General features: G+C 38.1%; 23 protein-coding genes. 12 read left to right on the forward strand and 11 right to left on the reverse strand.

The genetic code is table 11. From position 1 onward, the window contains the following. Positions 1-87: 87 nt before the first annotated feature. The 12 genes from ATE37_RS07460 to ATE37_RS07515 all read left to right on the forward strand — a co-directional run bounded on the left by ATE37_RS07460 (position 88) and on the right by ATE37_RS07515 (position 11,185). Complete coding sequence (locus ATE37_RS07460) at positions 88-1,320, forward strand: replication initiation factor domain-containing protein (protein WP_084868567.1); 1,233 nt, start codon at positions 88-90, stop codon at positions 1,318-1,320. 13 nt (positions 1,321-1,333) lie between these two features. Beyond that, positions 1,334-1,567 (forward strand): hypothetical protein, encoded by a 234-nt coding sequence (locus ATE37_RS07465; protein WP_084868568.1) that lies wholly within the window; start codon positions 1,334-1,336, stop codon positions 1,565-1,567. 1 nt (position 1,568) lies between these two features. Then, positions 1,569-2,126 carry a conjugal transfer protein gene (locus ATE37_RS07470; protein ID WP_084868569.1) on the forward strand — a complete coding sequence of 186 codons (558 nt, stop codon included), beginning with the start codon at positions 1,569-1,571 and terminating at the stop codon, positions 2,124-2,126. Positions 2,127-2,137: 11 nt separating this feature from the next. Then, positions 2,138-3,133 (forward strand): conjugal transfer protein, encoded by a 996-nt coding sequence (locus tag ATE37_RS07475; RefSeq protein WP_084868570.1) that lies wholly within the window; start codon positions 2,138-2,140, stop codon positions 3,131-3,133. An 11-nt stretch (positions 3,134-3,144) separates the two neighbouring features. Next, the gene (locus ATE37_RS07480) at positions 3,145-3,369 is read left to right on the forward strand and encodes a TcpD family membrane protein (protein ID WP_001091060.1); all 225 of its coding nucleotides are present in this window, start codon (positions 3,145-3,147) and stop codon (positions 3,367-3,369) included. 2 nt (positions 3,370-3,371) lie between these two features. Further along, positions 3,372-3,782 (forward strand): conjugal transfer protein, encoded by a 411-nt coding sequence (locus ATE37_RS07485; RefSeq protein ID WP_084868571.1) that lies wholly within the window; start codon positions 3,372-3,374, stop codon positions 3,780-3,782. 12 nt (positions 3,783-3,794) lie between these two features. Next, positions 3,795-6,299: an ATP-binding protein gene (locus tag ATE37_RS07490; RefSeq protein ID WP_084868572.1), complete on the forward strand. Its 2,505-nt coding sequence runs from the start codon at positions 3,795-3,797 to the stop codon at positions 6,297-6,299. 11 nt (positions 6,300-6,310) lie between these two features. Further along, complete coding sequence (locus ATE37_RS07495) at positions 6,311-8,197, forward strand: conjugal transfer protein (RefSeq protein WP_084868573.1); 1,887 nt, start codon at positions 6,311-6,313, stop codon at positions 8,195-8,197. After that, positions 8,175-8,399, forward strand: coding sequence for a hypothetical protein (locus tag ATE37_RS07500; RefSeq protein WP_084868574.1), 225 nt, complete (start codon positions 8,175-8,177; stop codon positions 8,397-8,399). The genes ATE37_RS07495 and ATE37_RS07500 overlap by 23 nt, the downstream gene beginning before the upstream one ends. 14 nt (positions 8,400-8,413) lie before the next feature. Then, positions 8,414-9,526 carry a CHAP domain-containing protein gene (locus tag ATE37_RS07505; RefSeq protein WP_084868575.1) on the forward strand — a complete coding sequence of 371 codons (1,113 nt, stop codon included), beginning with the start codon at positions 8,414-8,416 and terminating at the stop codon, positions 9,524-9,526. Between the two features lie 13 nt (positions 9,527-9,539). Then, positions 9,540-9,797 carry a helix-turn-helix transcriptional regulator gene (locus ATE37_RS07510; RefSeq protein ID WP_084868576.1) on the forward strand — a complete coding sequence of 86 codons (258 nt, stop codon included), beginning with the start codon at positions 9,540-9,542 and terminating at the stop codon, positions 9,795-9,797. A gap of 122 nt (positions 9,798-9,919) precedes the next feature. Continuing rightward, entirely contained in the window at positions 9,920-11,185 is a 1,266-nt protein-coding gene (locus ATE37_RS07515; protein ID WP_084868577.1) for a tyrosine-type recombinase/integrase, read from the forward strand. Between the two features lie 495 nt (positions 11,186-11,680). Here ATE37_RS07515 and ATE37_RS07520 read toward each other — a convergent pair whose 3' ends face one another. The 11 genes from ATE37_RS07520 to ATE37_RS07575 all read right to left on the reverse strand — a co-directional run bounded on the left by ATE37_RS07520 (position 11,681) and on the right by ATE37_RS07575 (position 23,434). Further along, positions 11,681-12,157, reverse strand: a complete 477-nt coding sequence (locus ATE37_RS07520) for a type II toxin-antitoxin system PemK/MazF family toxin (RefSeq protein ID WP_084868578.1) — start codon at positions 12,155-12,157, stop codon at positions 11,681-11,683. Between the two features lie 7 nt (positions 12,158-12,164). Then, positions 12,165-12,965, reverse strand: coding sequence for a DUF3800 domain-containing protein (locus ATE37_RS07525; RefSeq protein ID WP_084868579.1), 801 nt, complete (start codon positions 12,963-12,965; stop codon positions 12,165-12,167). Next, positions 12,965-14,068: a restriction endonuclease subunit S gene (locus ATE37_RS07530; RefSeq protein ID WP_180382777.1), complete on the reverse strand. Its 1,104-nt coding sequence runs from the start codon at positions 14,066-14,068 to the stop codon at positions 12,965-12,967. Before ATE37_RS07530 ends, ATE37_RS07525 begins: the two co-directional genes overlap by 1 nt. 200 nt (positions 14,069-14,268) lie before the next feature. Beyond that, entirely contained in the window at positions 14,269-16,188 is a 1,920-nt protein-coding gene (locus ATE37_RS07535) for an HsdM family class I SAM-dependent methyltransferase (protein WP_241502104.1), read from the reverse strand. 349 nt (positions 16,189-16,537) lie between these two features. Continuing rightward, entirely contained in the window at positions 16,538-16,750 is a 213-nt protein-coding gene (locus tag ATE37_RS07545; RefSeq protein ID WP_084868580.1) for a hypothetical protein, read from the reverse strand. A 63-nt stretch (positions 16,751-16,813) separates the two neighbouring features. Next, positions 16,814-17,005 carry a hypothetical protein gene (locus ATE37_RS07550; RefSeq protein ID WP_084868581.1) on the reverse strand — a complete coding sequence of 64 codons (192 nt, stop codon included), beginning with the start codon at positions 17,003-17,005 and terminating at the stop codon, positions 16,814-16,816. Positions 17,006-17,453: 448 nt separating this feature from the next. Beyond that, positions 17,454-18,065, reverse strand: coding sequence for a 30S ribosomal protein S4 (gene rpsD / locus ATE37_RS07555; protein ID WP_000092756.1), 612 nt, complete (start codon positions 18,063-18,065; stop codon positions 17,454-17,456). A gap of 202 nt (positions 18,066-18,267) precedes the next feature. Beyond that, the gene (locus ATE37_RS07560; protein WP_084868582.1) at positions 18,268-19,302 is read right to left on the reverse strand and encodes a sensor histidine kinase; all 1,035 of its coding nucleotides are present in this window, start codon (positions 19,300-19,302) and stop codon (positions 18,268-18,270) included. After that, a complete protein-coding gene (locus tag ATE37_RS07565; protein ID WP_084868583.1) occupies positions 19,299-19,997 on the reverse strand; it encodes a response regulator transcription factor in 699 nt (232 codons plus the stop codon). The genes ATE37_RS07560 and ATE37_RS07565 overlap by 4 nt, the downstream gene beginning before the upstream one ends. 80 nt (positions 19,998-20,077) lie before the next feature. Continuing rightward, positions 20,078-22,612, reverse strand: coding sequence for an SSURE domain-containing protein (locus ATE37_RS07570; RefSeq protein WP_084868584.1), 2,535 nt, complete (start codon positions 22,610-22,612; stop codon positions 20,078-20,080). Positions 22,613-22,768: 156 nt separating this feature from the next. Continuing rightward, complete coding sequence (locus ATE37_RS07575) at positions 22,769-23,434, reverse strand: potassium channel family protein (RefSeq protein WP_001283889.1); 666 nt, start codon at positions 23,432-23,434, stop codon at positions 22,769-22,771. Positions 23,435-23,444 lie beyond the last annotated feature (10 nt).

Consider the following 23,444-nt stretch of genomic DNA (forward strand, 5'->3'; position numbering starts at 1 on the left):
TGTGAGAGTTAGGATTACAAATTTTAGAAAGTGTGTCACTTTGGCAAAAAAAGTGTGTCACTCATAAAAAAGGAGGTGTCCCCATGAATGGATAAAATCAACCCATTCAATCTTAAGAAATTTCGTCAAGAAACAGGTATGAGCCAAAAACAATTTGCAGAAGCCGTTGATCTACCTACTAGAACCTATCGATCCTATGAAACTGGCGAAAGAGGATTGAGCATTGAAAAGTTCCGTGACCTAAAAGCCAAGCTAGGCTTTCATAGAGAACATGAAAAACAAAGATTGCGTGCTCGGATTGACTACTTGCGAATCTCTTTTCCTGCTCTACGTGACTTAGAATCTTTCTGTGAAAACTTTCTCTTCTGTCATCTGAGCGAATTTAGCGCACAAGAAACACGGCTCATGAACTACACCCATCTTTGGCAACGAGGCAATATCTGGATTTTTGATTTCTTTGATAAAACAGAAACCAAAGACTACCAATCCTGTCTTCAACTATCAGGGCAAGGATGCCGTGAGTTGGAAGTGCTCCTAGAATTCAAAGGAATTACCTGGCAAACCTTCCTTCAAAATCTCTTCTTTGCTTATGAGGATTGCAGGATTAAGAGGTTAGATATCGCTCTAGATGAGCTCTACAAGGGCTTTGGAAAAGAGGAACAACAGATTCATATCCCTAAGTTAATTGAGAAGCTCTACGCCAAGGAAATTGTCCTCAATACCATTCGGAAATGGAATGTAACAGGGGGTGGTTCTTTTATTGATAATGAGGATATGGAAGCCAATCACGGTTTATCTCTCTACTTTGGCTCAAGGCAAAGCCAACTCTACTTTAACTTTTACGAGAAACGCTATGAACTAGCCCGTCAAGAAAATATCTCCTTGGAAGAATCCTTGGAGATTTTTGGTATCTGGAATCGCTACGAACTTCGCTTTTCAGACCAAAAAGCACAAGGAGCTATCGAGGAATACATCAACGGTGTAGACCTTGGGGAAATCGCCCGTGGGGTTATCAATCATGAAATGCAAGTCTATGATGGAATCAATCAATTTGGAGCTTATAAGCCTGACCAAAAATGGCAACGACTTTTTGGTGGAGTAGAACCTTTGAAACTCTCAACCAGTCCTCAACCCTACTCTATTGAACGAACCATCCGTTGGCTAACTTTCCAAGTGGCGAACTCCCTTGCCCTAGTTTCAGAAGCAGATCGCATCATGCAGACCGAATACATGAAAATGATACAAAATAGCGGGGAAATTACTGAAAGAGGGGAGGCAATGTTAAAACTCCTCAAAACCAATCAAACCTATCACTCATAGAAAGGAAACACAAATGGAATACAAAGTACATATCAACTCACTAGAAAACTTTAAAGCTTGGTCAGGCGGATTAACAACTCTAAACACTGTTCGTGAACGTGGAGGATTGGATACCCTCACTATTATTTGTGAAGATATCTTCTGTGGGGATACCCCAACGGAAACTCAAATCAATGATTGGCTCTGGTTTGATTCTGATTTTATCTTCCAAGCACTTGGCTATGACGATCTTCTAGAGGCTTCTTAAATTGCTTAAGAAAATCTATCAAGCAGATTTCTTTCTCTTGCCCGACAAAGAATTTTGGCACATCTACATTCTCCTAAGAAAAGGAGAGGATTTCTACTATGAATGTGCTGGAAGATGCACTGAAAAAGAACCAAACTCTAAAGGTCTCTATAGCTACGAACATACTTGCTTCACCCTAGAAGGACAAGTTCTTACTAACAATCAGAAGATGCGCCCCTCACTTATTGCTTACATCCAACAAACCATCAAGCAAAATCAAGAACAATTTAGAAAGGAAATCGAAATGGCAACAAAAACAAACTTCACCCGACAAGTAGAACAAGTCGTTAATGAATTAGGCGAATGTCTCAAAAAGAAAGATTATAAAGAATCTTGGACAAAAGCAGGTGAATTGAATAGCTTGCTGAAAAAAGAGGAAGCAAAGACTTTAGCTCCCCAATTACTGGAACAACTTCAATATGAGCTAAAAGGCTATTACTTTATCAATTCAGAAATGGAAAAACTTAATAAACGATTCTATGCAAAAGGAACCAAACTTATTGAGTTAGCCCAAGTATAACAGGAGGAACTATGGACAATTTAAAATCCTATCTCTTAAAAGTGAGGCAGTTTCTAGAACAATTTAAAAAGGTTGAGCATAAAAAGAAACCTCCAAAACTTAAAACCCTCACCAAAAAACAAGTTAATTTTGCTGTAGTTGGTGGAATTTGTTTTCTTCTCCTAATTGGACTCATGGGCTCTATTCGAGCTATCACTCTATCAAATCAGGTTTCAATTCTAAAAACAAGCATTGAAAACTTTGAAAAGGAAAAATCAGACATCCCTTCAACTACTAGGCAATATGACTACCGCCTACAATACTATCTAAATGATTTTGTTTATGCTTACTTTACTCTCTCACAAGAAAATAATAAGCAAACCGAACAAATAAATCATCTGAATTCCTTTTATGGTGCCCTTCCTGACACCAAGTCGCAAGGGCAAGTCCGAAACCCTAGCGAGGTGATTTATTCGCAACTCGTCACTGTAACAGATAAAGTGGCAACCTACCGTGTTAAATATAAGGAATGGATCAAAAAGGGCAACAATACCGAGAAAAAGGAAATCACAACAGGATTTAATATCCCTTTTGAGGAAGTAAACGGTAAATATCGTATCGCAGGTCTACCTTGGTTTTCAAGTCTTGACTCCTCACAAGCAACTCCATCTTCAAAAGACGAGCAATTGACCTTATCAGCAACTGATCGTCTATTGGAGGATGAACACAAGAAAGTAGACAAGTTTTTAACTGTCTTTTTCACCAACTACACTACAAATCAAGACAATCTGAATTTGATTGCTAAAGATGTTTCTGTAGTCGCAAATACTACCTTTAAAAGTATTGACTACACCTATCTAAAAGAAGATGGAGAAAAGCTCATCGCAACTGTTCAAGTTACTTTTGAAGTAGGAGCTTCAACTCATTCAGAGAATTTCACTCTCACGCTTACTCAAAATAACGGGACTTACTTTGTAGATGAGTTAACCCACACCATTCCTCTTAACTACGCAAAACAAGAAAAATAAAGGAGAACAACATGAACACAGAAAATCTACGAGCCTTCCTACAAGGAGATGCTGTTTGGGTACTAGGAGCAATTGCTGTCTTACTTGCAGTTAAAGCTTGGCGCAACAGCTCCTGGATCCAACTTTTTTCAGTAGTTTGTTTTTATGCTGTCATTGTCTCACTAACAAAAGGCCAAGACATTCTAAAAGCATTTGGCTGGTTCCTTCGTCTCTTTGGGATTGAAACAGGACTCTAACTATGAAAGGTGAAAAACTGTATGATTACGCCAAGGGGCTTAACGCCCCTTATTGGATTCAAGAGATAAAAACTAAAAAGGGCACTCGCATTTGGTACTTTGCTACACCCATGCAACTGTCCTTTTTTATAGTCTTTATCTTCATCTTTGTTACCATGCTACTCTTTGGTGGTTTTATTCTTGTACCTCTAGCTAAAGCCACTCACTCGATTTCGTTAATTCTCTACTGGTTTATCCCTTATAAACTAGCAAAGTTTTATACAGAATACGAACCACATGGAAAGAAAATGCATCTCTTTCTAGCAGATTACCTAATCTACTGTTGGGATTTTAAACTCAATAAAAAAGCAATCTACCATGAAGAGCGTATTGAACCGATTGAAGAAATCGTCTTTGAAAAAACAAACCTTTAGAAAGGAGGAACTATGTCTCTAACACTAACTTATCCCATTCTACAAACTCATGACAATCTTGTCTTGAAACGGGATCGGTCTGTAATGGCCTACTACCGTATTCCAAATAACCCAATCACCATCACGGATGACGAACGAAAAAATAAGCACAAATTAACCATTGCACAAATAATGAAGAAACTTCAAAAAAACCAATATTTTGAGGTTTCCCTCATTCCTAAGGACTATCTTTTAGAGGAAAAATTAAAGGACTTTTCAGAAGCACTAGCGGATGATAGTAGAGAGCTCGGTGAAGAACTCCTCCTCTACACCGTTGACCATTTAACAAATGAAATGGAAATCCCCTATCAATTTGATTGGGTGATTGGAGTTAACCTAAGAAAACAAAATCATGGGCAAACAATCAAAGAATTAGTACTTGAAAGCCTAACTGATTTTTCCGAAAAAATCGCCCAAGGCTTTGGCTACGAATATGAACTCGCTGAAAACTGGTATGAGGACTACCGTGCAGATGAGTTTACCATTTACCAAGCCCTTGCTCCCTTACGAGCAAAAGCCTTATCGGATGAGGAATTGTTCTACTACCAACGGATGCAATATCTCCGCTATATTCCCCACTACAAGAAGGAGGTCCTCGCCAATCGTTCCCAATTTAACATCACGGATACTCTAATTAAAGTAACCAAGGGGGGCTTTTTAAAACTAGAAAGTCCTTATGGTTCTTCATTTGTAACCATTCTACCTGTTGGAAAATTGCCCATTCAGTTTAACGGCTTTCATCTAGGAGAATTTGTCCAACGACTTAACTTCCCAGTTGAATTGCGTATTAAGGCAGAATTTATTGATAACAATAAAATCAAAGGGAAAATGGGGCGTTCCAATACCCGTTATCGCAATATTATGGAGGAGGCAGAAAATACGGATACTGTCCAACAAGATGAAATCATCATGGGGTCGCTTTCTCTAAAAGATTTGATGAAGAAGGTAGGAAATAAGGAAAATATCATCGAATATGGAGCTTATCTTATTGTCTCTGCTTCCAGTATTGGACAACTACGACAACGCAGACAAGTGGTTCTCAATTACTTTGATGATATGGGCGTTGAAATTAGTGAAGCTAGCCAAGATGCCCCCTATCTTTTTCAAGCCCTCCTCTATGGTCAGCATCTTCAAAAGAAAACGAGAACTTGGACTCATATGGTAACTCCTCGTGGTTTCTCAGAACTGATGCCCTTTACCAATAGCTCTTCAGGAAATCGTATTGGCTGGTATATCGGACGAGTAGACAACTGGACAGGGCGTTGGGATTCGATTGAAAAAGCTATCGAATCCTCCAAAAACATTGTTCTATATAATGCCACTGTTGGAAACAAAGAGGATATCGCTGGCAAAATCACTAAGAATCCTCACATCATCATCACAGGTGCTACAGGACAAGGAAAATCCTTTTTGGCTCAGATTATTTTCTTGAGCGTTGCCCTGCAAAATGTCAAAACCCTCTACATTGACCCGAAACGAGAACTCAGAAATCACTACCAACAAGTGATTCATTCACCTGAATTTGCAAAGCTCTATCCTGAACGTAAGAAACAGATTGAGGCATTTAACTTTGTCACCCTTGATAGTTCACTACCTTCTAACCATGGGGTTTTGGATCCCATCGTTGTTCTTGAGAAAGAACAGGCAGTCGAAGTCGCAAAAAATATGTTGGAATTTCTCTTGCAAGCCGTAGATGATGTCACCATGGATCAAAAGACAGCCATTACAGAGGCTATAAACATCATTGCAGAGAAAAGAGAGCAAGGTCAAGCTGTTGGATTTAAACAGGTCTTAGAACGCCTGAAAATGGACGAGAAGGACGATATTGCTTCTGTTGGACGTTATCTAACTTCTATTGTCACGAATTCCATCTTGGAACTTGCATTTTCAGATGGAACCACTCAAGGACTCAACTACGATTCCCGAGTCACTATTCTAGAAGTTAACAACCTTAAACTTCCTAAAGATAATTCCACAAAGATTTCAGACCACGAAAGAAATTCCATTGCCCTCATGTTTGCGCTTGGTGCCTTTTGTACCCACTTTGGAGAGCGCAATGAAAATGAGGATACCATCGAATTTTTCGATGAAGCATGGATTTTGATGAAATCCGCAGAAGGAAAAGCTGTTATAAAAAATATGAGACGTATTGGGCGATCAAAAAACAATACCCTTGCACTCATTACTCAATCTGTACATGATGCTGAAAATGACGATGACACAACGGGCTTCGGAACCATATTTGCTTTTTACGAGAAGTCAGAAAGAGAAGATATTCTTCGTCACGTCAACCTAGAAGTCAACGAACAAAACCTAGAATGGATTGATAACATGATTTCAGGGCAATGCCTCTACTATGATGTCTATGGCAACCTGAACATGATTTCTGTTCACAATCTTTTTGAAGATATTGATATGCTACTAAAACCTATGAAAGCAACAGTTTCTTCCAGTCTTGAAAATAAATACGCTAGTTAGGAGGTGAAACCATGCAAGAAGCTTTTGAGAAATTAAAAGGCGTTGATATTTTCTCGCTCAAGTCCTATATGGAGCCAACTGGGTTCGGTTCCTTTAACGGTGCATGGGTAATGATTAATGAAATCTTCGTCAATTTTTTCTTTTTCCTGCTCAATGCCATTGTCGGTTTCTTCTCTCTTCTAATTCGTATCTTAGAACAAGTAGATCTCTACTCCGCCTACAAGACCTATGTCTTTAACGGTGCAAGTTCTATCTGGGAGGGATTCACGGCTTCAACCACTAACGGAGTTGGAAAAGATTCCCTCATTTCAATGTCCCTACTTATTCTTGGGATTTATCTATTTTATCAATACTTCTTTTCTAAAGGGAGTTTCTCAAGAACAGTACTTCATGTCTGTTTAGTAATTCTCTTAGGATTTAGCTACTTTGGAACAATAGCAGGAACTTCAGGCGGACTTTATCTGCTTGATACCATACACAATGTTTCCAAAGATGTCTCCTCAAAAATTTCCAAAATTGAAGTCAACTATGACAAAGATAAGTCAATCAAAATTGGCGATTCAATGGCTGATAGCTATATTGCTGAAACTTCCTATAAAGCCTATATCTTTGTAAACACTGGTCAAGAAAACGGCAAATACAGGAATAGTCAAGATGGAAAAGAAGAGGAATTTGATAATAGTAAAGTATTAGGTACTTCTGATTCAAACGGAAACTTTACGGCAGTAAAAGCGAAAGAGCGCTCTGACTATCTAGATAAAGTCGGAAATGGTGCTAATGAAGATGGCGAAAAGAATCGCTGGGTCTCTGCGATGCCTGACTTCATCTTTATTCGTATGTTTTATATCATCTTTAAAATTGTAGAAGCCATTGTTTTAGCTATCCCAGTTATATTGATTCAGATTCTAAATATCCTCGCTCAAGTTCTAGTTCTCATGATGATTTTACTATTCCCAATTGCTCTTCTTGTTTCTTTTATTCCTCGGATGCAGGATTTGATTTTTGGAGTTCTTAAAGTCATGTTTTCAGGCTTAACCTTTCCAGCGATTACTAGCCTCTTAACACTATTCATCTTTTACATTGAGCAATTAGTTGAAAACTTGGTAACGTCTGGCTTTGATGGTGTTTTGAAGACTCTCCCTTCTCTTCTGCTTTTTGGACTCGTCTTTAAACTCATAGTTTCTGTTGCTTCTAAAGCTATGATCTTTTTCCTCCTTTGGAAATACAAGGCAGAAATTATTCAGTTTATTCTTGGTTCTAAAGCTCGTATGGTAGCAAATGATATCGGAAACAAGGTCACGCAAACTGTTAGCCAAACAAAGGAATTAGCTTCACAAGTACCAACTAGAGCACTTTCATCTGCTCAAGGATTAGGAAATTTTGTTCTTTCAAGCGCTGGATATGGAGCTGGTGCAGTCATGAATGCAAGGAGCCAATTCCGACAAGTTGGGTCATACTTTACTAGCAAGCAACAAGATGAGGAAGAGCCTTTACCACCCATAGAAACAGAGCAAGTACAAGAAGATGGGGCTAAATTATATCCTAGGGTTCAGCATAGCACGACGCAACAAGAAACAACACCTTCATCTAACTTTGAACCAGTTTTGCAACCAAACAATGAGAAGATCAACTCAGAAGAAGAATTTGAAACTCTCAAGGAAGAATGGATTTCTCCTATCAAGCAATACCGTATCAATCGTATAGAAGCAAAACTAGAAGATTATAAAGATCCTCAATCCATGTTTAAAGCGCAAGGTTCAAACGCCTTTACCCGTGCATACAGAAAAACTATGACAAGGGATGATAAAATTAAGGCTAATATTGAACGCAGAAACAGACTAACCGAGAGACTAAACCAATTAAGAGGAGAAGCAAATGAACACAAAAATTCGTTCTAGAACCTCATTCCCAAGAGTTCTAGAAGATACACTCTATCAAGCCTATCAAGAAGGAAAACGCTCAGTCGATTTCCTTCTTTTATTTCCAGTAAAGGATACTGAAAGAGAAATGATTATCTCCCAAGTAAAAGCCCATGTAATTGTCTTAGATGCCAAATGGCGCTTTGGAACAGTACTCTTTACTGCCTATATTCGCTATTAAGAAGAGGAGAGTTTATGAAAAAAATCAAATGGTCTCTCATTCTTGGTCTCCCACCTCTGCTCATGCCGATTCTTGTTATTCTCATTCTTGCCTCTGCCATGGCTGGGGGTTCCATTGTGGGAAATTCCAGCAATCAAAATGGAGTTACCTATTCTGAACACTGGTCAAACGGGGATGCCTACACCCATAATTTATTGGTTCATCGCTACGGAATCAAGGCTTCACAATTAGATGGTTTCTTAAAAACTCTAGGGATAAACTATGATTCAAGTCGCATCAATGGGGAAAAATTGCTAGAGTGGGAAGCCAAGTCAAATCTGGATGTTCGAGCGATTCTTGCGATTGCATTGAATGAAAGTTCATTAGGAACTGCTGGGGTTGCGACAAATTCAGGAGCAAATATGTTTGGTTACGGAGCTTTTGACTCAAATCCTGAAAACGCCAATAACTTCAATGATGAGGTTGCCGTAGTAGCTCTTACCCAACAAACTATCATTGGAAATAAGAATCAAACCTTCAAAATCCAAGACGACAAGGCAAAGAAGTTAGCTTCTGGCACTTTGAATACTGCCGTTGATGGAGGAGTCTACTTTACAGACACTTCTGGTTCAGGAAAAAGAAGAGCTGAAACCATGCAAAAGCTGGATACTTACATTGATGAAAACGGAGGAACCCCAAAACCGCCTAAACAAACTACAGGTAAAACAAGAGACGGTGGTGGTGTTACTTCAAGCGACATTCCAGAAGGCTACAGTCTTACCCAAGCTATTGATACTACTAACTATATCGCAAGTTCTTATCCATGGGGTCAATGTACTTGGTTTGTCTATAACCGTGGAAAAGAAGTTGGTGTAAACTTTGACCCTTATATGGGGAATGGTAATCAATGGATGGAAAAACCAGGTTATACAACTACAAATACACCAACTGAACACTCTGCCTTATCCTTCTCATCGAGTCAAGCTGGCGCAGACCCAGTATATGGACACGTAGCCTTTGTGGAACAAGTCAAATCAGACGGTTCCATTTTAATCTCTGAAAGTAACTATAAGGGGCTTGGGATCATATCTTATAGAACTTTTGATGCAGAGACAGCAAAACAATTTACCTATGTAATTGGAAAATAGAAAGGAGAAGAATATGGATACACTTCAACAAGTTAAATTAGATAAGATTGAAAATCTATTGCAACTACTAGTGAATCTTCTCGATAAGAAGTCAGATATAAATCAACTAGAAATCATGACACAAAAAGAGGTTCTTAAAGAGCTTAGTATTTCACCAAACACACTTAAAAGTTGGGAGCGAAAAGGGCTACCTCGTTTGGAACCTCCAATAGAAGGAACTCGCACAGTATATTATAAACGTGATGACATTCTAAAATTTTTGACTAATTAGAATAGAATCCAAATAATCTCTATATTTGAGTTTATTCTTCTAAAATATGCTAAAATAAAATCATCTTTTTAAAAATGAAGGTCTTATTTTAGCCTTTTAAATTATCAAACAAAAGAGGCTATATGAGTAAAGAAATTATACGACACAATAATAAAAGGGTAACTAAGGTCACCAAAAAGAACGGAGATGTCAGTTATTCAATAAAAGGTGTTTACATTGGGACTGATGTCAAAACTGGAAAAAGAATCACAAAAACAATTACTGCTAAAACATTGAAAAGCCTCGATAGGAAAATTATTGAGACTAAAATTCAATTTGAAAAATCTGGCTCTACAATAAAAGAAACAATCTCAATTGACAACTTTGAAAATCTAGCTGAGGTATGGTTTTCAAATTTCAAAACTTGGGTATCATCACAAAATACTATTAATCGAGTACGTGGCTATCTTGATACCTACATTATTCCTCAGTTTGGAGATTACAAACCTGATCAAATTGAGCCTGCTGATGTTCAACTTTGGGTAAACAAGCTAGCTAGAAGAGCAAAAAAATCAGTTGATTCTGGTGTAAAACGAGCAAAAAAGGGCAGTGCAAAGGACTTTGGAGCCATAGCTCATAAGGTTAGTGATATTTTTGATTTTGGAATTACAAATTGTGGATTAGCTAACAATCCTGCTAAAGCAATCAAAATCCCACCCAAACCTAAGGCTAATAAACAGCGTGTTATGGTACTTCACGATGACGATTTAAAACAATGGTTGTCCTATCTTGAAATCTTACCAAATACAAGAGCAAATAGGCGATTCAAAGTTATTTGCAATGCACTTTTAGCATCTGCACTACGCATTAATGAACTGCTTGCATTAGAAATCACCGATTTAGATTTTGAAACAAATGAAATAATAGTAAATAAAACTCTTATGTGGAAAAGCGCAAATCCGAAACTCGGTATAAAAGGACAAATGATATGCAAACCAACACCTAAAACGGATGCTGGAAATCGCAAAGTTGCAGTTCCATCTTCTATTATTGAGGAACTAAAAAATTTCCATGAAGAAATGGAAAACTATTTTAAAAAACATAATCTACCTAGTTCTACACTCATCTTCCCAACAATTTATGGAAATTATATGTGTGATAGGAATGAAAGAGCAACACTAAAAAAACGTTTATCAGCTTTAGGTTTACCAGACTATGGTTTTCATCTCTTCCGACATACACATGCTTCAATGATGTTAAATTCAGGTACTAATTGGAAAGAGTTACAACACAGGATGGGGCATAAGTCAATTACTACTACGATGGATACTTACGCAGAGTTAGCGCCTAAGAAAAAATTTGAAGCTGTTGAAATTTTCCAAAATAAAATGGATGAACTAAAAACTTAATTTCATCACTACCTTTTTCACTACCTTTTCTCCACTAACTGTCTTAAAGTCTGGTATAATAAGCTTTATAGGCGTATAATTTTATTTTTACAGAGGTTAAATAAGCATTCAATACGAATCAATACATAAGAAAAACGCTGATTTCAAGCGTTTTTTCTTTTTGTTAATTTCAGTACATCGCAATATATATCATTCAAATCACTACCTTTTTTTGAAATAAGAATATTGATTCGGACAATTAAAAGTAAGAGAAACTTCATAATGAAGTTTCTCTTTTTTTATATTTTCATTCCTAAAAATTTTTGAAATAGCATAGTCTTTTCTAAAATTTGTGGTATCTAAAACGCAGGCTAAATCCAGCCTGCGTTTTTATTTTTAACAGAATAAAAAGGGGGACCCAGCCCCCAACAAAATGTTCCAACGTTTGAGATAACCTCGAACCGAACTTAATACGGGGTCTAGCCCCTCTCTATAATTAGATTACCATTTTACTTTCTATAAGTCAAGAAAATTACTAATTTTTTTATTAATAATTTTTAAATCTTCATCCGATAGTTTACCTATTGGGTAACCATCTAATCTATTTTTAGAAATAGTTCGAAGTTGCTCCAGTTTAATTACAGAGTCATTATCTAGGAATCGATATACATTACTCTTCATCAAAAAATGGAATGGGTATTTCAGCCCTGACGTTACATCTCCAATTTTTTTATATTTAATCGTAGATGTAATTGGTGCAACAGTAATATGTGATAACCTCTTATTTCTTTTGGAAGAAGATAATACAACAACAGGTCTTTTTTTACTGGTTTCTTGACCAATATTTTCTCCTAAATCACACCAGAATATATCACCTTTCTCTTTTTCCCACCAAGACATTCCACTTCTCAGTCGAAAGAAATCTAATGCGATTCTTCCTTTTTTAGTTGCCCAATCATTAAGTAAACGTTGTTTTTCTGTTCGTTCTGTCATATACTCCTCACCTATCGAATATTTTCAATCCATATCCTGTTATATTGGGATAATTATAAATTTTTGATTCAACTTTCCTATAAAAATCTGATTCAATCCCTTTGCAAATCTTATTATGTAATTCATAACCAATCATATCTGCCATTTCTAGATATGGATAAGACTGTTTTTTATTTGCTGTTCTTTTGTTATTAAAGTATACACCTCTAATCCTAGAACATATACTATCACTGACAAAATTTGTTCCACGCTCTATTTCAGGTACAATCGTTCGTAACAAATTTGTATCTTCTTTTTTACCTCGTGCTTCAAGTACAATTATCCCCGTTTTCCCGCGTTCTTCTAAATATATAGCATAACGTTCAATTAGAAATACAAGAGAAAACCAATAGACAGGATATGGATTATTGTATTTTTGAGTCAAAAAATCTTTATCAATTCCTGATGAAAAAATCGTAAAGTTGGTACGCTCTATTAATTGCAACAACTCCATATTCATTTTAGGATAATCAATTGTTTTTGGGTTAAAAGCTCCTATCTTTTTACGATAATCTCTTGAATGAAATACTACTCTTTGCTTGTTGAACATTGCATTTTCCCAATACTTATGTTTAATAGCCATCATATCAGAAATAATACTTTCACCATCTTCACCAGCAATTAAAACACCCGTCATTGAAAACCATCGATTGTTTTGATTGTAGTTTTTTAATGTTGGTACCCCTGTTTCATCAATGAAAAGCATATAATCATATTCTCCATTAAAATGTTCAAAACAAGTAGGACTATCTTTCCAATCACTGGCCATTATTTACTTCCTTTCTGAACAACTTCTTTTGTTGCTTCAATTTGTTTATCAGCGTATAAGACGACATCTTTAATAGCTAATTTTTTAATCGCCTGCACCAAGGTTGCCATATAATCAAAATTAATTTCACCTTGTTCATTAACTGGTAATTTTATCAGTTTATCCTTAACTACGTTCCAACCACCTAATTTGTTTTTATAAGAGTAAATTGGTAGATCTGTAACCTTATTGATACTTGGAACCATAAAGAGATAGTCATTCGGTCTTAGTTGCTTATCCGAACCAATCCAATCAATGGCATAAGCGTCAGATAAGACGGTAAATTCTTGTGATTGAAAATAAGCTCTGTACACATCGCTGTTAGACGGGATAGAGATAACATTTTGTAAAACTGTTGCTCCTTCTTTCGGAACGTAGTAGTTTAACCCTTGATTCATAAAACTAGAAGTCAATGCTGGTAAGCTGTGTTCCCCTTGTGGCTCTTTGGGTAATTCTTTTGCTTTATAAGGTAATTTCTTAGTTTTAACTCTGTCAAATAAATCACCCATACGAAACTCTTGCCATTGTTGATTTTCAAATACCTCTAAGGCGTCTTCTTCATCTTGGGTTAGTTGGTAATCTTTAAAACCACTTACTAATAGATACGCCTCGAGCGCTTTTATGTAACTTTCCATATATGAAAATGCTATTTTATTATTAAGGGTTGGAAATGAAACAAAATCATTTTGAATTTTTTGTTTTGAAATTGAGTTTCCCCAACTGTATAAAGGTTTTAAGGATTTATACAAAGCAGAAACCATATAAAGCTGAATTGGTTTCGTCCTATGTATTTCATCTTTGAAATACAGTGCCAAGTTATGACTATCATTTGAAAAATAATCTTTTTCTTGATAAGAAATAACAAGTGTTTTCCCACCAATAAATATAGAATTTCCCTCATCAATCATTTCTTTATCATATGATATAAAAGTTGATACAGAGTTATTATTCTGAGTTGCTGTCAAATACGGAACAGAACCACTATTTTCAGTTATCCAAGAGCTCAAGATATTATGAGTATTTTTCACTTCAAAAATATCTACTATCCGATACTTTTTCCACACGCCCCCACCATCTTCAAATTCTTTATTAAGTGCTTGAAGTTGAGGGCCTATGATTTTTTTGAGTTATCTTCTCCTGTATTCTGGATTAGCTGAGCGACCTCCCATGTTAGATAATCAGATATAGTTTTTCTAAAATCATCTATTGTAGGTATGGTATTTAACTGAACATGATGGTCAAAATTCCAGTCTTCACCGTGTTTTTAACCAGATAGAGCAATAACATCTTCAATGTACTCTTTTTCTGTGAAAATGTTTAACTCATCTTTACCAAATTTAACGAGATTGACCACCTCTTCATAACGTCCTACCGCATTATCGACATCTTGTAAGTTAGTGCTAGCTTTTGATTTCTTACGATTTGAACGCTTATAGCCATCATTGCGTAAATCAATAAACTTCACTCGCTGTTTGGCTTCATGCTTTTCTCCCACCTTGAAGACATAGATAGACGTTTGTACGCTAGACTTACCAATAAAAATATCCATTGGCATTTTGATAGACGCTAAAAGAGTATTATGTTCCAAAATCTTCTGATTGATTTCTTTTGCCTTACCAGCACCTGCGGAATCTTGGATAATGATAGAAGCGTAACCGCCCTTCATCATAGACAAGGCACGCTTCACAAAATTCATACCATTCCCCGTTTCAGAGTAAGGAGGATTCAAAAGGAAAACATCTGCTGGGAAGTGTTCATTATCTTTCCCATAACCATATTTCCCATCAAACTTTTTCAAACTATCATCTTGTAGGATATTACTTGAACCATCTCCCATTAGAATCATGTTTAGAACGGCTAACATGTAGATTTCTGGAAGAATTTCAATCCCAAGAATTTGTTCCGCCTTGATTTTCTCTTCCTTTTCTCTAAGTTCATCAGGGCTTGTAATTTCCTTTTTAGCATCATCTAACATCAGATTCATGGCAGCCACCAACAGACCACCCGAACCAGTCGCAAAGTCCCAAACGTAGGAATCTTTGTTTACTCGTGCTAATTTCGCCATCAGAAGTGCCACATACCGAGGAGTTAATACCACGTCATTTTGGTCATCACCTGCAAAACTCAACCATCTAAACATGACATTAAAGAGCTTACCTGTAAAGTCGGTATCTACTCCGATTTTGTAGAAATAACCAAGGTCATCAATCACTTCTGTAAAGATTTCTTTAAGGAGAGACACCCCGTTTCTTGGGTCTGAAAAGCTAGATTCAAGAATCGTAGGCTCTAAATGACGCAAGATTTGTTTCTGTTTGGCTTGTGGCAGATTTTTCTCTTTCAGAAACGCCTTGATTTTGCGGATTAAAATATCTCCATCTGTATCTCCTTCTTCATCAGAAGATTTTAAATCAGCTGGTTCTAATGGCTTCACCTTACCTGCAACTCCTAAGTTTGCCATGATACTAGCAGCCACTAAGTGAATACGTGCCAAGGCACTGATATTTTTCTGCTTGTTGAAAAGACTTTCGTTTATCTTTGTTAGAGCGTCTTCAATCCTATCTTCACGTTTTTGGTGAATCAAACGTAGTTCAGCTTCTGATAATTGTAACTCTTTTACCTTTTCTGTAAATTCATCAAAGTTTTCAGGTTTTAGGAAGGATAAGTCAGAATACTCACCAACTTTTTGACCAATACCATAGTTAGATTTGGAAACATAGTAAACACCAAAGCGAGTTTCAAGGTTGCCTGCCTCGTCCTCATCTCCTGTAATCCCAATCGCAATCACATCTGTATAACTAGAATATTGAAGAATAGCATTAGCATAGTGAACTGCCCCATTTACCGCATAACCGTTGATATTGGTATAGTTGGGTTCGCCCTTTTCTTTACCACTTGTTTTCGTATTGGCGACATGTTCTTCTTTGTCCAGCTTTTCAAGTTTATTGCTACCCCATTTAAGCTCAATCATGATTGGGTAATAGTCTAGTTTGCTATCCTTCAATAATAGCTTGACATCAACTAAGTTTGCTCCCTCACCACCTGTTTTAGAGGGAGCTTTTAATAACGCTTTGTCAATCTCTGGATTGACACTTTCATTTTGTGTCACGAACTCCATGCCATAAGACGTTAGCCATTTTTCGACTTCACGTTGAATCTTTACTTCTTTACTTTGTTTCGTTGTCATTGTTTCTTTCCATTTTTATTTATTAGTAGTATGTATTTCATAGTTTTCTACACTATATAATTATATCATATTTCGTTCTCTTTCCTTAGTTTGTTCCAAGTTTCATTTCTAATTTTATGTGAGTCGTACAGAGACTTTATGTAATCTTGACCAGCTTTAATAATACCATGTTGAAACTCTAACTCTGTCTCAAGTATTTTATCTTCTCTATAAGGAGTATAAACCGTATCATATAATAGTTCTTCCTTTATTTAAGAACATTGTAGCGTTTTAAACGGCGTTTTAAAAGTTTGACAGATAAAATCTAATTTTTGGGATGCGGTTCAATTCATCAAAGGTGCTTTTTATTTTAAAAAACTTGTGGAAAAACTTTATCCCATATATCCACTAAACTTTTGCCATCAAAAACTTTAGCTTCCATAGCTTTATCAATCGTATTAAACTGCTGACCTTCATAGTCATAACCAACTACACAAACGCTAGATAAGAAACAAGCACCTCGGCCATTATAATTAAATTCAAAATCTGTGCCTAAATATTTTTTAATTTCATCTTTTGTCATACAAGACCATCCCAACTAAAAATCTCAACGAACAAGATTTTTCCTTAAATTCTATTCCCACTACTAGCTTTCTATGATACTGACGATTTCATCCTCAAAATATTCTCTAGGAGTTCCATCAACATCTACAAGCAAGGAGCCCATCTCCTCTGCGTTGTCCGAGGCGTCACAATAGTCCTCTACAAATCCTCTAACTATCACGCCATTTTTAAGCGTGATAACTACATCTGTACGGTTAAATTTCCAGAGTTTCATTACAATCCTCCTGTCCTTAGTTCAAATTCTTTGCTTTGTAGTCAATGCCCTACCTTAATTATACCATGACTGGCTTTTACTTTTACAATAGCCTTGTATTTAAAAGTTTTTTAGGCTATAATTAAATTAACGAATAAAGGTTTTCTATCTCCCCTTGAAACAGAACTTTCTGCGGTAGGAGGTGGGACACCTTTATTTGATTTTTAAGTCAAAATGATGTAAAATTAATCCAAGAAAGAAGTGTGGTTTTCCCGTCTAAAAGCTCTATAGCTGTGGGAGGGTCACGCTTCTTTTTACCTCTCAAAAGAGAACGCAAAAAATGCCGTCTCATTCTTTGAAACGGCTATGAAATCAATCTAGCAAATATCTAAGCAAACCCAGAAATCAACATTTTATGACAAAGCAAAAAGCCCACTGTTGTAGGCTTCTTGCAATATAAAGTCTTATCTTAAAGCATTTTGTTGTAGAATTCAACGACAAGTGCTTCGTTGATTTCTGGGTTGATTTCGTCGCGTTCTGGCAAGCGAGTCAATGAACCTTCCAATTTTTCAGCGTCGAATGATACGAATGCTGGACGTCCAAGAGTAGCTTCTACTGCTTCAAGGATTGCTGGAACTTTCAATGATTTTTCACGAACTGAGATCACTTGACCTGGAGTTACGCGGTATGATGGGATATCAACGCGTTTTCCGTCAACAAGGATGTGACCGTGGTTTACGAATTGACGAGCTTGACGACGAGTAGTCGCAAGACCAAGACGGTAAACAACGTTATCCAAACGACGTTCCAAAAGAAGCATGAAGTTGAAACCTAGGATTCCGCCTTTGATTTTTGTAGCTTGTACGAACAAGTTACGGAATTGTTTTTCACCTACACCGTAAGTGAAACGAAGTTTTTGTTTTTCAGCCAATTGCAAACCGTATTCTGACAATTTAGAACGGTTGTTTGGTCCGTGTTGTCCTGGTACGTAGTTACGACGTGCCAATTCTTTACCTGTACCTGTAAGTGAAAGGCCAAGGCGACGAGCTTGTTTCCAAGATGGTCCTGTATAACGTGACATATGTATGTCCTCCTGATATAAATAATATTTCGGTGGAAATAGTCACTTAGAAAGCCCTGATTCGTGCAGATGCCCTTCGCCTAAACAGCCAAGGTTACTTGTCATAAGACACCTGTTGACGAGCTTCATGCTTTCCTGCTGCTATTTCACACAAAGGCTATTGTACCATGAAAAGCTAGATTTGTAAAGGGATTTTACGCCTTTATTTCAAATTGAGGCTGAATGTAAACTTGCTTCCTAAGCCATACTGACTTTCTGCTGTGATTTCGCCACCAAGCTGATGAGCTAATTCTCTTGCAATCGCAAGTCCTAATCCATGTCCACCTGTCTTCATATTGCGCGAAGTTTCTACACGATAAAGTCGTTTAAAGATCTTTTCCAAATCTTCAGGAAGGATCCCCTGACCCTCGTCTTTCACACTGATTGTCAGCTCTTGTTCTGTTAATTGGGCAAGAACCTCGATTCTGGTTCCTGGTTCTGAATATTTAAAGGCATTGTTTAACAAATTGACCAGAATGCGAGAGAGTTTGTCAGAATGGCTCTTGATTTTCGCCGACTCAGGTGATACTTGAATGTAAACATCCCGCTCCTCTTGTTCAATCTGGAGTTGAAATTCACTCATTGACTCAATCAGCAATTGATCTAAAAAGACCTCTTCGACTTCTTCATCAGCAGTATCTTGAGGTTGTGTATTGAGAGTCAAAACATCCAACTCCTCCACTAGCTTGTTTAGACGCTCAGTTTGTCGACCAATCGTGGTTAAGTAGTGGAGCCGCTCCTCTTCCTTGATCACTCCATCTAGAATTCCCTCCACAGTAACCTGAATGGAGGTAATGGGAGTTTTAATATCGTGAGAGAGCTGCGCAATCATCATTCTCTTTTCTTGCTCGCTCTCATCAAGTGATTGAAAGGTAGCCTGCAAATTGTGGGACATGTCATTAAAAGACTGGCCCAGCTCTTGAAATTCTAATGGTCCCTTGGTTTCAATTTCTGTGCTGAAATCCTTGCTTGCTATATCCTGAGCTTGTTTTTTCAAATGTTTCAGAGAAGAGAACACAGGCGACAAAAGAAAGATGCTCACTGCAGCGCCAATGAAACTAGCAATCAAGGTCATTCCAACTAGAAAGTAAACTTCACTTTTCTCAATCAACATTCGTTGGACTGCCCAGAAAACGACCAAAATCGTTAGTAGAGTCGACACTAGATACCCCACTAAAATATAGTTTTTTAATTTCATTTTCTACCTCTTGGTCTTTCCATCTTATAGCCCAAACCCCAGACAGTTTTGATAGCAGGAGCATTTGAATTTGTATACTTGGTCAACTCTTGCCTCAAAGCATGGATATGAACATTGAGTGTATTGGTATCATCCACATAGTCCTCTTGCCATACCTTCTCGTAAAGTTCCGTCTTTGAAAAGACTCTCTCAGGATTGCTGGCTAATACCCATAGAAGTTCAAAGGATTTCACGGTCAATTCCAAAGGTTGATCCCCAATGCGAACCTCATGAGTCACATGGTTGATTACCAAGTCACCAAACTCGATCTGTTCTGTCTCTCTTCCACGGCTAAGGCGACGCAAGATATTATTTACTCTTAAAACCAATTCGCGTGGGCTAAAGGGTTTGACTATAAAATCATCTGCCCCCAAACTTAATCCATAAATCTTATCCTGTTCGCTTGTCTTAGCAGTTGTAAAGAGGAAGGGTTGATCCGGAGCGATATACTGAACTTCACTGATAAAATCATAACCATCCATATTGGGCATCATGATATCTGTAATAATGAGGTCGATAGATTTTTTTCTGAAAAGTTCTAATCCCTCCTTACCATCATGGGCGACCAAAACATCGTAACCTGCCTGTATAAGATAGCGGTTTTGAATATCTAGAATATCTATCTCATCATCAACCAGCAAAATTGTCTTTTTCATCCGACACTCCTTCGATAAAAACAGTGTTATACTTGCTTTAGTATAACACTATTTTCCCTAATGTTTAAGTGATTTGAATCTTAATCTTCTCGTTTGGTTGTCAAACCCAAAAGTCCAACAAGACCTGCCAAGGCTAGACCAAAGATACCAAGGCCAGCTGTAGCCGTTTTAGCTTCCCCAGTATTTGGTAGCATCGCTTTATCATCTTTTTTCATCATATTAGCCATTGGGCTAGAAGCTGGTTGATCGACCTTCATATCTGACATATGGTGATTTGTACCCATCATACCCTCAGTCGTACCTGTAGAGCCTGTTTCAGAAGGCTTCGTATTCATCTGACCTTGTTGAGATGGTATTGTCGCCATTTCTTTTCCACGAAGCTGAATCGTTACTTGACGAGTAGCAATCAGATTGGTCAAATCAGGTTTGCCGTCTTTAGCGCCATAGACTTTAACAGTAGCTAGATATGTATGGGTTCCGTTAGCTCGAAGTTGATCCAGCAAGGCCTGACCATCTTTGCCAACCGTATTGCCATTCAAATCCACTTCGTAGAAATATTGGCCTTTAGCCAAGCCTTCAAGCGGCAATAGAGCAGGATTTTTAGCTGTTCCGTTGTCTGACCATGGGGCTTTGTCTGAAGCTTTTAACAAGAGGCGAGTCAACATACCATCTCCACCAAAAGCTTCATATGGAATAACTTGGTTGACACCGGCCAAGAAAGGTCCAGGAACCTTAGCCTTATCAAGGTAGCTAGCTGGAACATCAATCATGTCTTTGACATTGTTAACAACAGACTCTTTAACCTGATTTGGTGTGGTCAAACCATTCAAATTAACAGTCAAATCTTTAGTTGCTACAAGATTAGTTAAGTCAGGCTTGCCGTCTTTTGCACCGTACACTTTGATGGTAGCTTTATAACTTTGAGTGCCGTTTTGTTTTAAGAGGTCAAGCAGCTCTTTATCTGATTTACCTTGAGTCCCTGCTAAATCCACTTCATAGAAGTAAAGGCCTTTGCCCAATTTCTCTACTGGTGGGAGGGCAGGATTTTTAGCTGAGCCGTTGTCTGACCATGGAGCCTTATCAGAGGCTTTCAAGATAAGACGAGTCAACATGCCGTCACCAGCGAAGAATTCGTATGGAATAACTTGGTTGACACCAGCTGTGAAGGGACCAGGGAAGTTAGCCTTGTCCAAGTAAGTGGCTGGGACATCTACTGTATCTTTGGTATTGTCAGCCACACCTTTTTGGACTTCAGCTGGAGTAGTCAAACCATTCAAGTTGACATCCAAATCTTTAGTCGCTACCAGATTAGTTAAGTCAGGTTTGCCATCTTTCGCACCGTACACCTTGATAGTAGCTTTGTAGCTTTGCGTACCATTTTGTTTCAAAAGGTCAAGCAGCTCTTTGTCAGATTTGCCTTGGGTGCCTGCTAAATCCACTTCATAGAAGTAGAGGCCTTTGCCCAATTTCTCTACTGGTGGGAGAGCAGGATTTTTAGCTGAGCCGTTGTCTGACCATGGAGCCTTATCAGAGGCTTTCAAGATAAGGCGAGTCAACATACCATCTCCACCAAAGGCTTCGTATGGAATAACTTGGTTGACACCAGCTGTGAATGGTCCTGGGAAGTTGGCTCTATCCAAGTAAGAAGCCGGAACATCTACTGTGTCTTTGGTGTTTTTAGCCACACCTTTTTGGACTTCAGCTGGAGTGGTCAAACCATTCAAGTTGACATCCAAATCTTTCGTCGCTACCAGGTTAGTTAAGTCAGGTTTGCCATCTTTTGCACCGTACACCTTGATAGTAGCTTTATAGCTTTGAGTTCCATTTTGTTTCAAGAGATCAAGCAGCTCTTTATCAGATTTGCCTTGGGTGCCTGCTAAATCCACTTCATAGAAGTAAAGGCCTTTGCCCAATTTCTCTACTGGTGGGAGAGCGGGATTTTTAGCTGTTCCGTTGTCTGACCATGGAGCCTTATCAGAGGCTTTCAAGATCAGGCGAGTCAACATGCCATCTCCAGCGAAGAATTCATATGGAATGACTTGATTGACACCAGCTGTAAATGGACCTGGGAAATTAGCTTTGTCAAGATAGCTAGCTGGGACATCTACTGTGTCTTTGGTGTTATCAGCCACACCTTTTTGCACTTCAGCTGGAGTAGTCGCTGGTTGCGCTTCACTAGCTTCACGGTCTTGTCCAGAAACTGTAGACGCAGGACTTTCCACAGGTTTAACTGCATCTTCTGTTTGTTTCTTAGAGTCAGGTTGTGCTTGCACTTCTTCTTTTGGCGCTACTGCAGGCTCTTTAGCAGTTGCGTCCACTTTTTCTGAAGAGCTTGTCGTATCCACACTTGCTTTAGGTGTTGGAATAGACTGTTCTGAAGGAAGAGCTACATCGACTGCTTTTTTAAGAACCTCTGCTGGTAAGTCGCTCTTTTCACTCACCGAAGTTGCGTCTGGCACGACTTGGGCAGGGGTCGGATTGACGACATCAGCACGCGCAGAACTTGGTTGACCGACTAGGACAAAGAAGCCACTGGCCACAACAACTGAAGCAACACCGACACTAAGACGGCGAATTGACCAACGAGTATATCTCTGATTTGGATTGAATTTCATAGGATTCTCCTTAGAGTTTTTCTTTTTTTTTGATGACTCTAGTATAATCTCCTAAAATTAAAAAGGATTAAGAAAAAGTTAAAATTTTTCTTAAATCCCTCTTATAAAATACTTATATTGACTCAATAGTTATTGGAAAAAGTAGCCCTTCCTCTCCTACTCACTAAGCTCTGTCAGAGTATCCAAATGTTGGTTATTAATCACCGCCATAATATAGGCGCCTGACCGTAAAAGGTCATCAGGACCGAATTGAACATCTAGAGGAGCATTTTCATAGTCACGAAATCCAAGTACATTGAGGTTGTATCGTCCACGTAAATCTAGCTGGCTAAGGCTTTTCCCCGCCCAAGATTGAGGGATTCTCATCTCGACAATTGAAACATTCTTGTCCAACTGAAAGACATCTACGCTGTTATGAAAGAGAATTCTCTGCGCTAACGAACGTCCCATTTCAAATTCCGGTGAGATGACCGAGTCCGCACCAATTTTCTCCAATACTTTTTTAGCCATGTGACTTTTTACCTTGGCAATGACGGTCGGCACTCCTAGACTCTTACAGTGCATGACTGCAAGAACACTGGATTCCAGATTTTCCCCCGTTGCAACAACTACGGTATCGCAGGTGTCAATTCCCGCTGATAGAAGGAGTTCTTCATCCGTAATATCTCCAACAACCCCACGCGCCAGCACGGGTTCAAATTGATTAATGCGCTCCTCGTGGTCATCAATAGCAATGATATTCATATGATGCTTGGCAAGAGCAGCCAAAACACTGCTCCCAAAAATTCCCAAGCCTAAAATTCCAATCGTCCGATCTGACATCGTTCTTCCT

The organism is Streptococcus oralis subsp. tigurinus, from assembly GCF_002093575.1.
GTDB classification, from domain to species: Bacteria; Bacillota; Bacilli; order Lactobacillales; family Streptococcaceae; genus Streptococcus; species Streptococcus oralis_CH.

What these genes read in the sequence shown, in the direction of transcription:
- ATE37_RS07495 (WP_084868573.1), top strand. Translation starts at nt 6,311, where the DNA reads ATGCAAGAAGCTTTTGAGAAATTAAAAGGCGTTGATATTTTCTCGCTC.
- ATE37_RS07550 (WP_084868581.1), bottom strand. Translation starts at nt 17,005, where the DNA reads ATGAAACTCTGGAAATTTAACCGTACAGATGTAGTTATCACGCTTAAA.
- ATE37_RS07505 (WP_084868575.1), top strand. Translation starts at nt 8,414, where the DNA reads ATGAAAAAAATCAAATGGTCTCTCATTCTTGGTCTCCCACCTCTGCTC.
- ATE37_RS07485 (WP_084868571.1), top strand. Translation starts at nt 3,372, where the DNA reads ATGAAAGGTGAAAAACTGTATGATTACGCCAAGGGGCTTAACGCCCCT.
- ATE37_RS07490 (WP_084868572.1), top strand. Translation starts at nt 3,795, where the DNA reads ATGTCTCTAACACTAACTTATCCCATTCTACAAACTCATGACAATCTT.
- rpsD (WP_000092756.1), bottom strand. Translation starts at nt 18,065, where the DNA reads ATGTCACGTTATACAGGACCATCTTGGAAACAAGCTCGTCGCCTTGGC.
- ATE37_RS07510 (WP_084868576.1), top strand. Translation starts at nt 9,540, where the DNA reads ATGGATACACTTCAACAAGTTAAATTAGATAAGATTGAAAATCTATTG.
- ATE37_RS07515 (WP_084868577.1), top strand. Translation starts at nt 9,920, where the DNA reads ATGAGTAAAGAAATTATACGACACAATAATAAAAGGGTAACTAAGGTC.
- ATE37_RS07520 (WP_084868578.1), bottom strand. Translation starts at nt 12,157, where the DNA reads ATGACAGAACGAACAGAAAAACAACGTTTACTTAATGATTGGGCAACT.
- ATE37_RS07465 (WP_084868568.1), top strand. Translation starts at nt 1,334, where the DNA reads ATGGAATACAAAGTACATATCAACTCACTAGAAAACTTTAAAGCTTGG.
- ATE37_RS07565 (WP_084868583.1), bottom strand. Translation starts at nt 19,997, where the DNA reads ATGAAAAAGACAATTTTGCTGGTTGATGATGAGATAGATATTCTAGAT.
- ATE37_RS07525 (WP_084868579.1), bottom strand. Translation starts at nt 12,965, where the DNA reads ATGGCCAGTGATTGGAAAGATAGTCCTACTTGTTTTGAACATTTTAAT.
- ATE37_RS07475 (WP_084868570.1), top strand. Translation starts at nt 2,138, where the DNA reads ATGGACAATTTAAAATCCTATCTCTTAAAAGTGAGGCAGTTTCTAGAA.
- ATE37_RS07575 (WP_001283889.1), bottom strand. Translation starts at nt 23,434, where the DNA reads ATGTCAGATCGGACGATTGGAATTTTAGGCTTGGGAATTTTTGGGAGC.
- ATE37_RS07500 (WP_084868574.1), top strand. Translation starts at nt 8,175, where the DNA reads ATGAACACAAAAATTCGTTCTAGAACCTCATTCCCAAGAGTTCTAGAA.
- ATE37_RS07545 (WP_084868580.1), bottom strand. Translation starts at nt 16,750, where the DNA reads ATGACAAAAGATGAAATTAAAAAATATTTAGGCACAGATTTTGAATTT.
- ATE37_RS07560 (WP_084868582.1), bottom strand. Translation starts at nt 19,302, where the DNA reads ATGAAATTAAAAAACTATATTTTAGTGGGGTATCTAGTGTCGACTCTA.
- ATE37_RS07570 (WP_084868584.1), bottom strand. Translation starts at nt 22,612, where the DNA reads ATGAAATTCAATCCAAATCAGAGATATACTCGTTGGTCAATTCGCCGT.
- ATE37_RS07460 (WP_084868567.1), top strand. Translation starts at nt 88, where the DNA reads ATGGATAAAATCAACCCATTCAATCTTAAGAAATTTCGTCAAGAAACA.
- ATE37_RS07480 (WP_001091060.1), top strand. Translation starts at nt 3,145, where the DNA reads ATGAACACAGAAAATCTACGAGCCTTCCTACAAGGAGATGCTGTTTGG.
- ATE37_RS07535 (WP_241502104.1), bottom strand. Translation starts at nt 16,188, where the DNA reads ATGACAACGAAACAAAGTAAAGAAGTAAAGATTCAACGTGAAGTCGAA.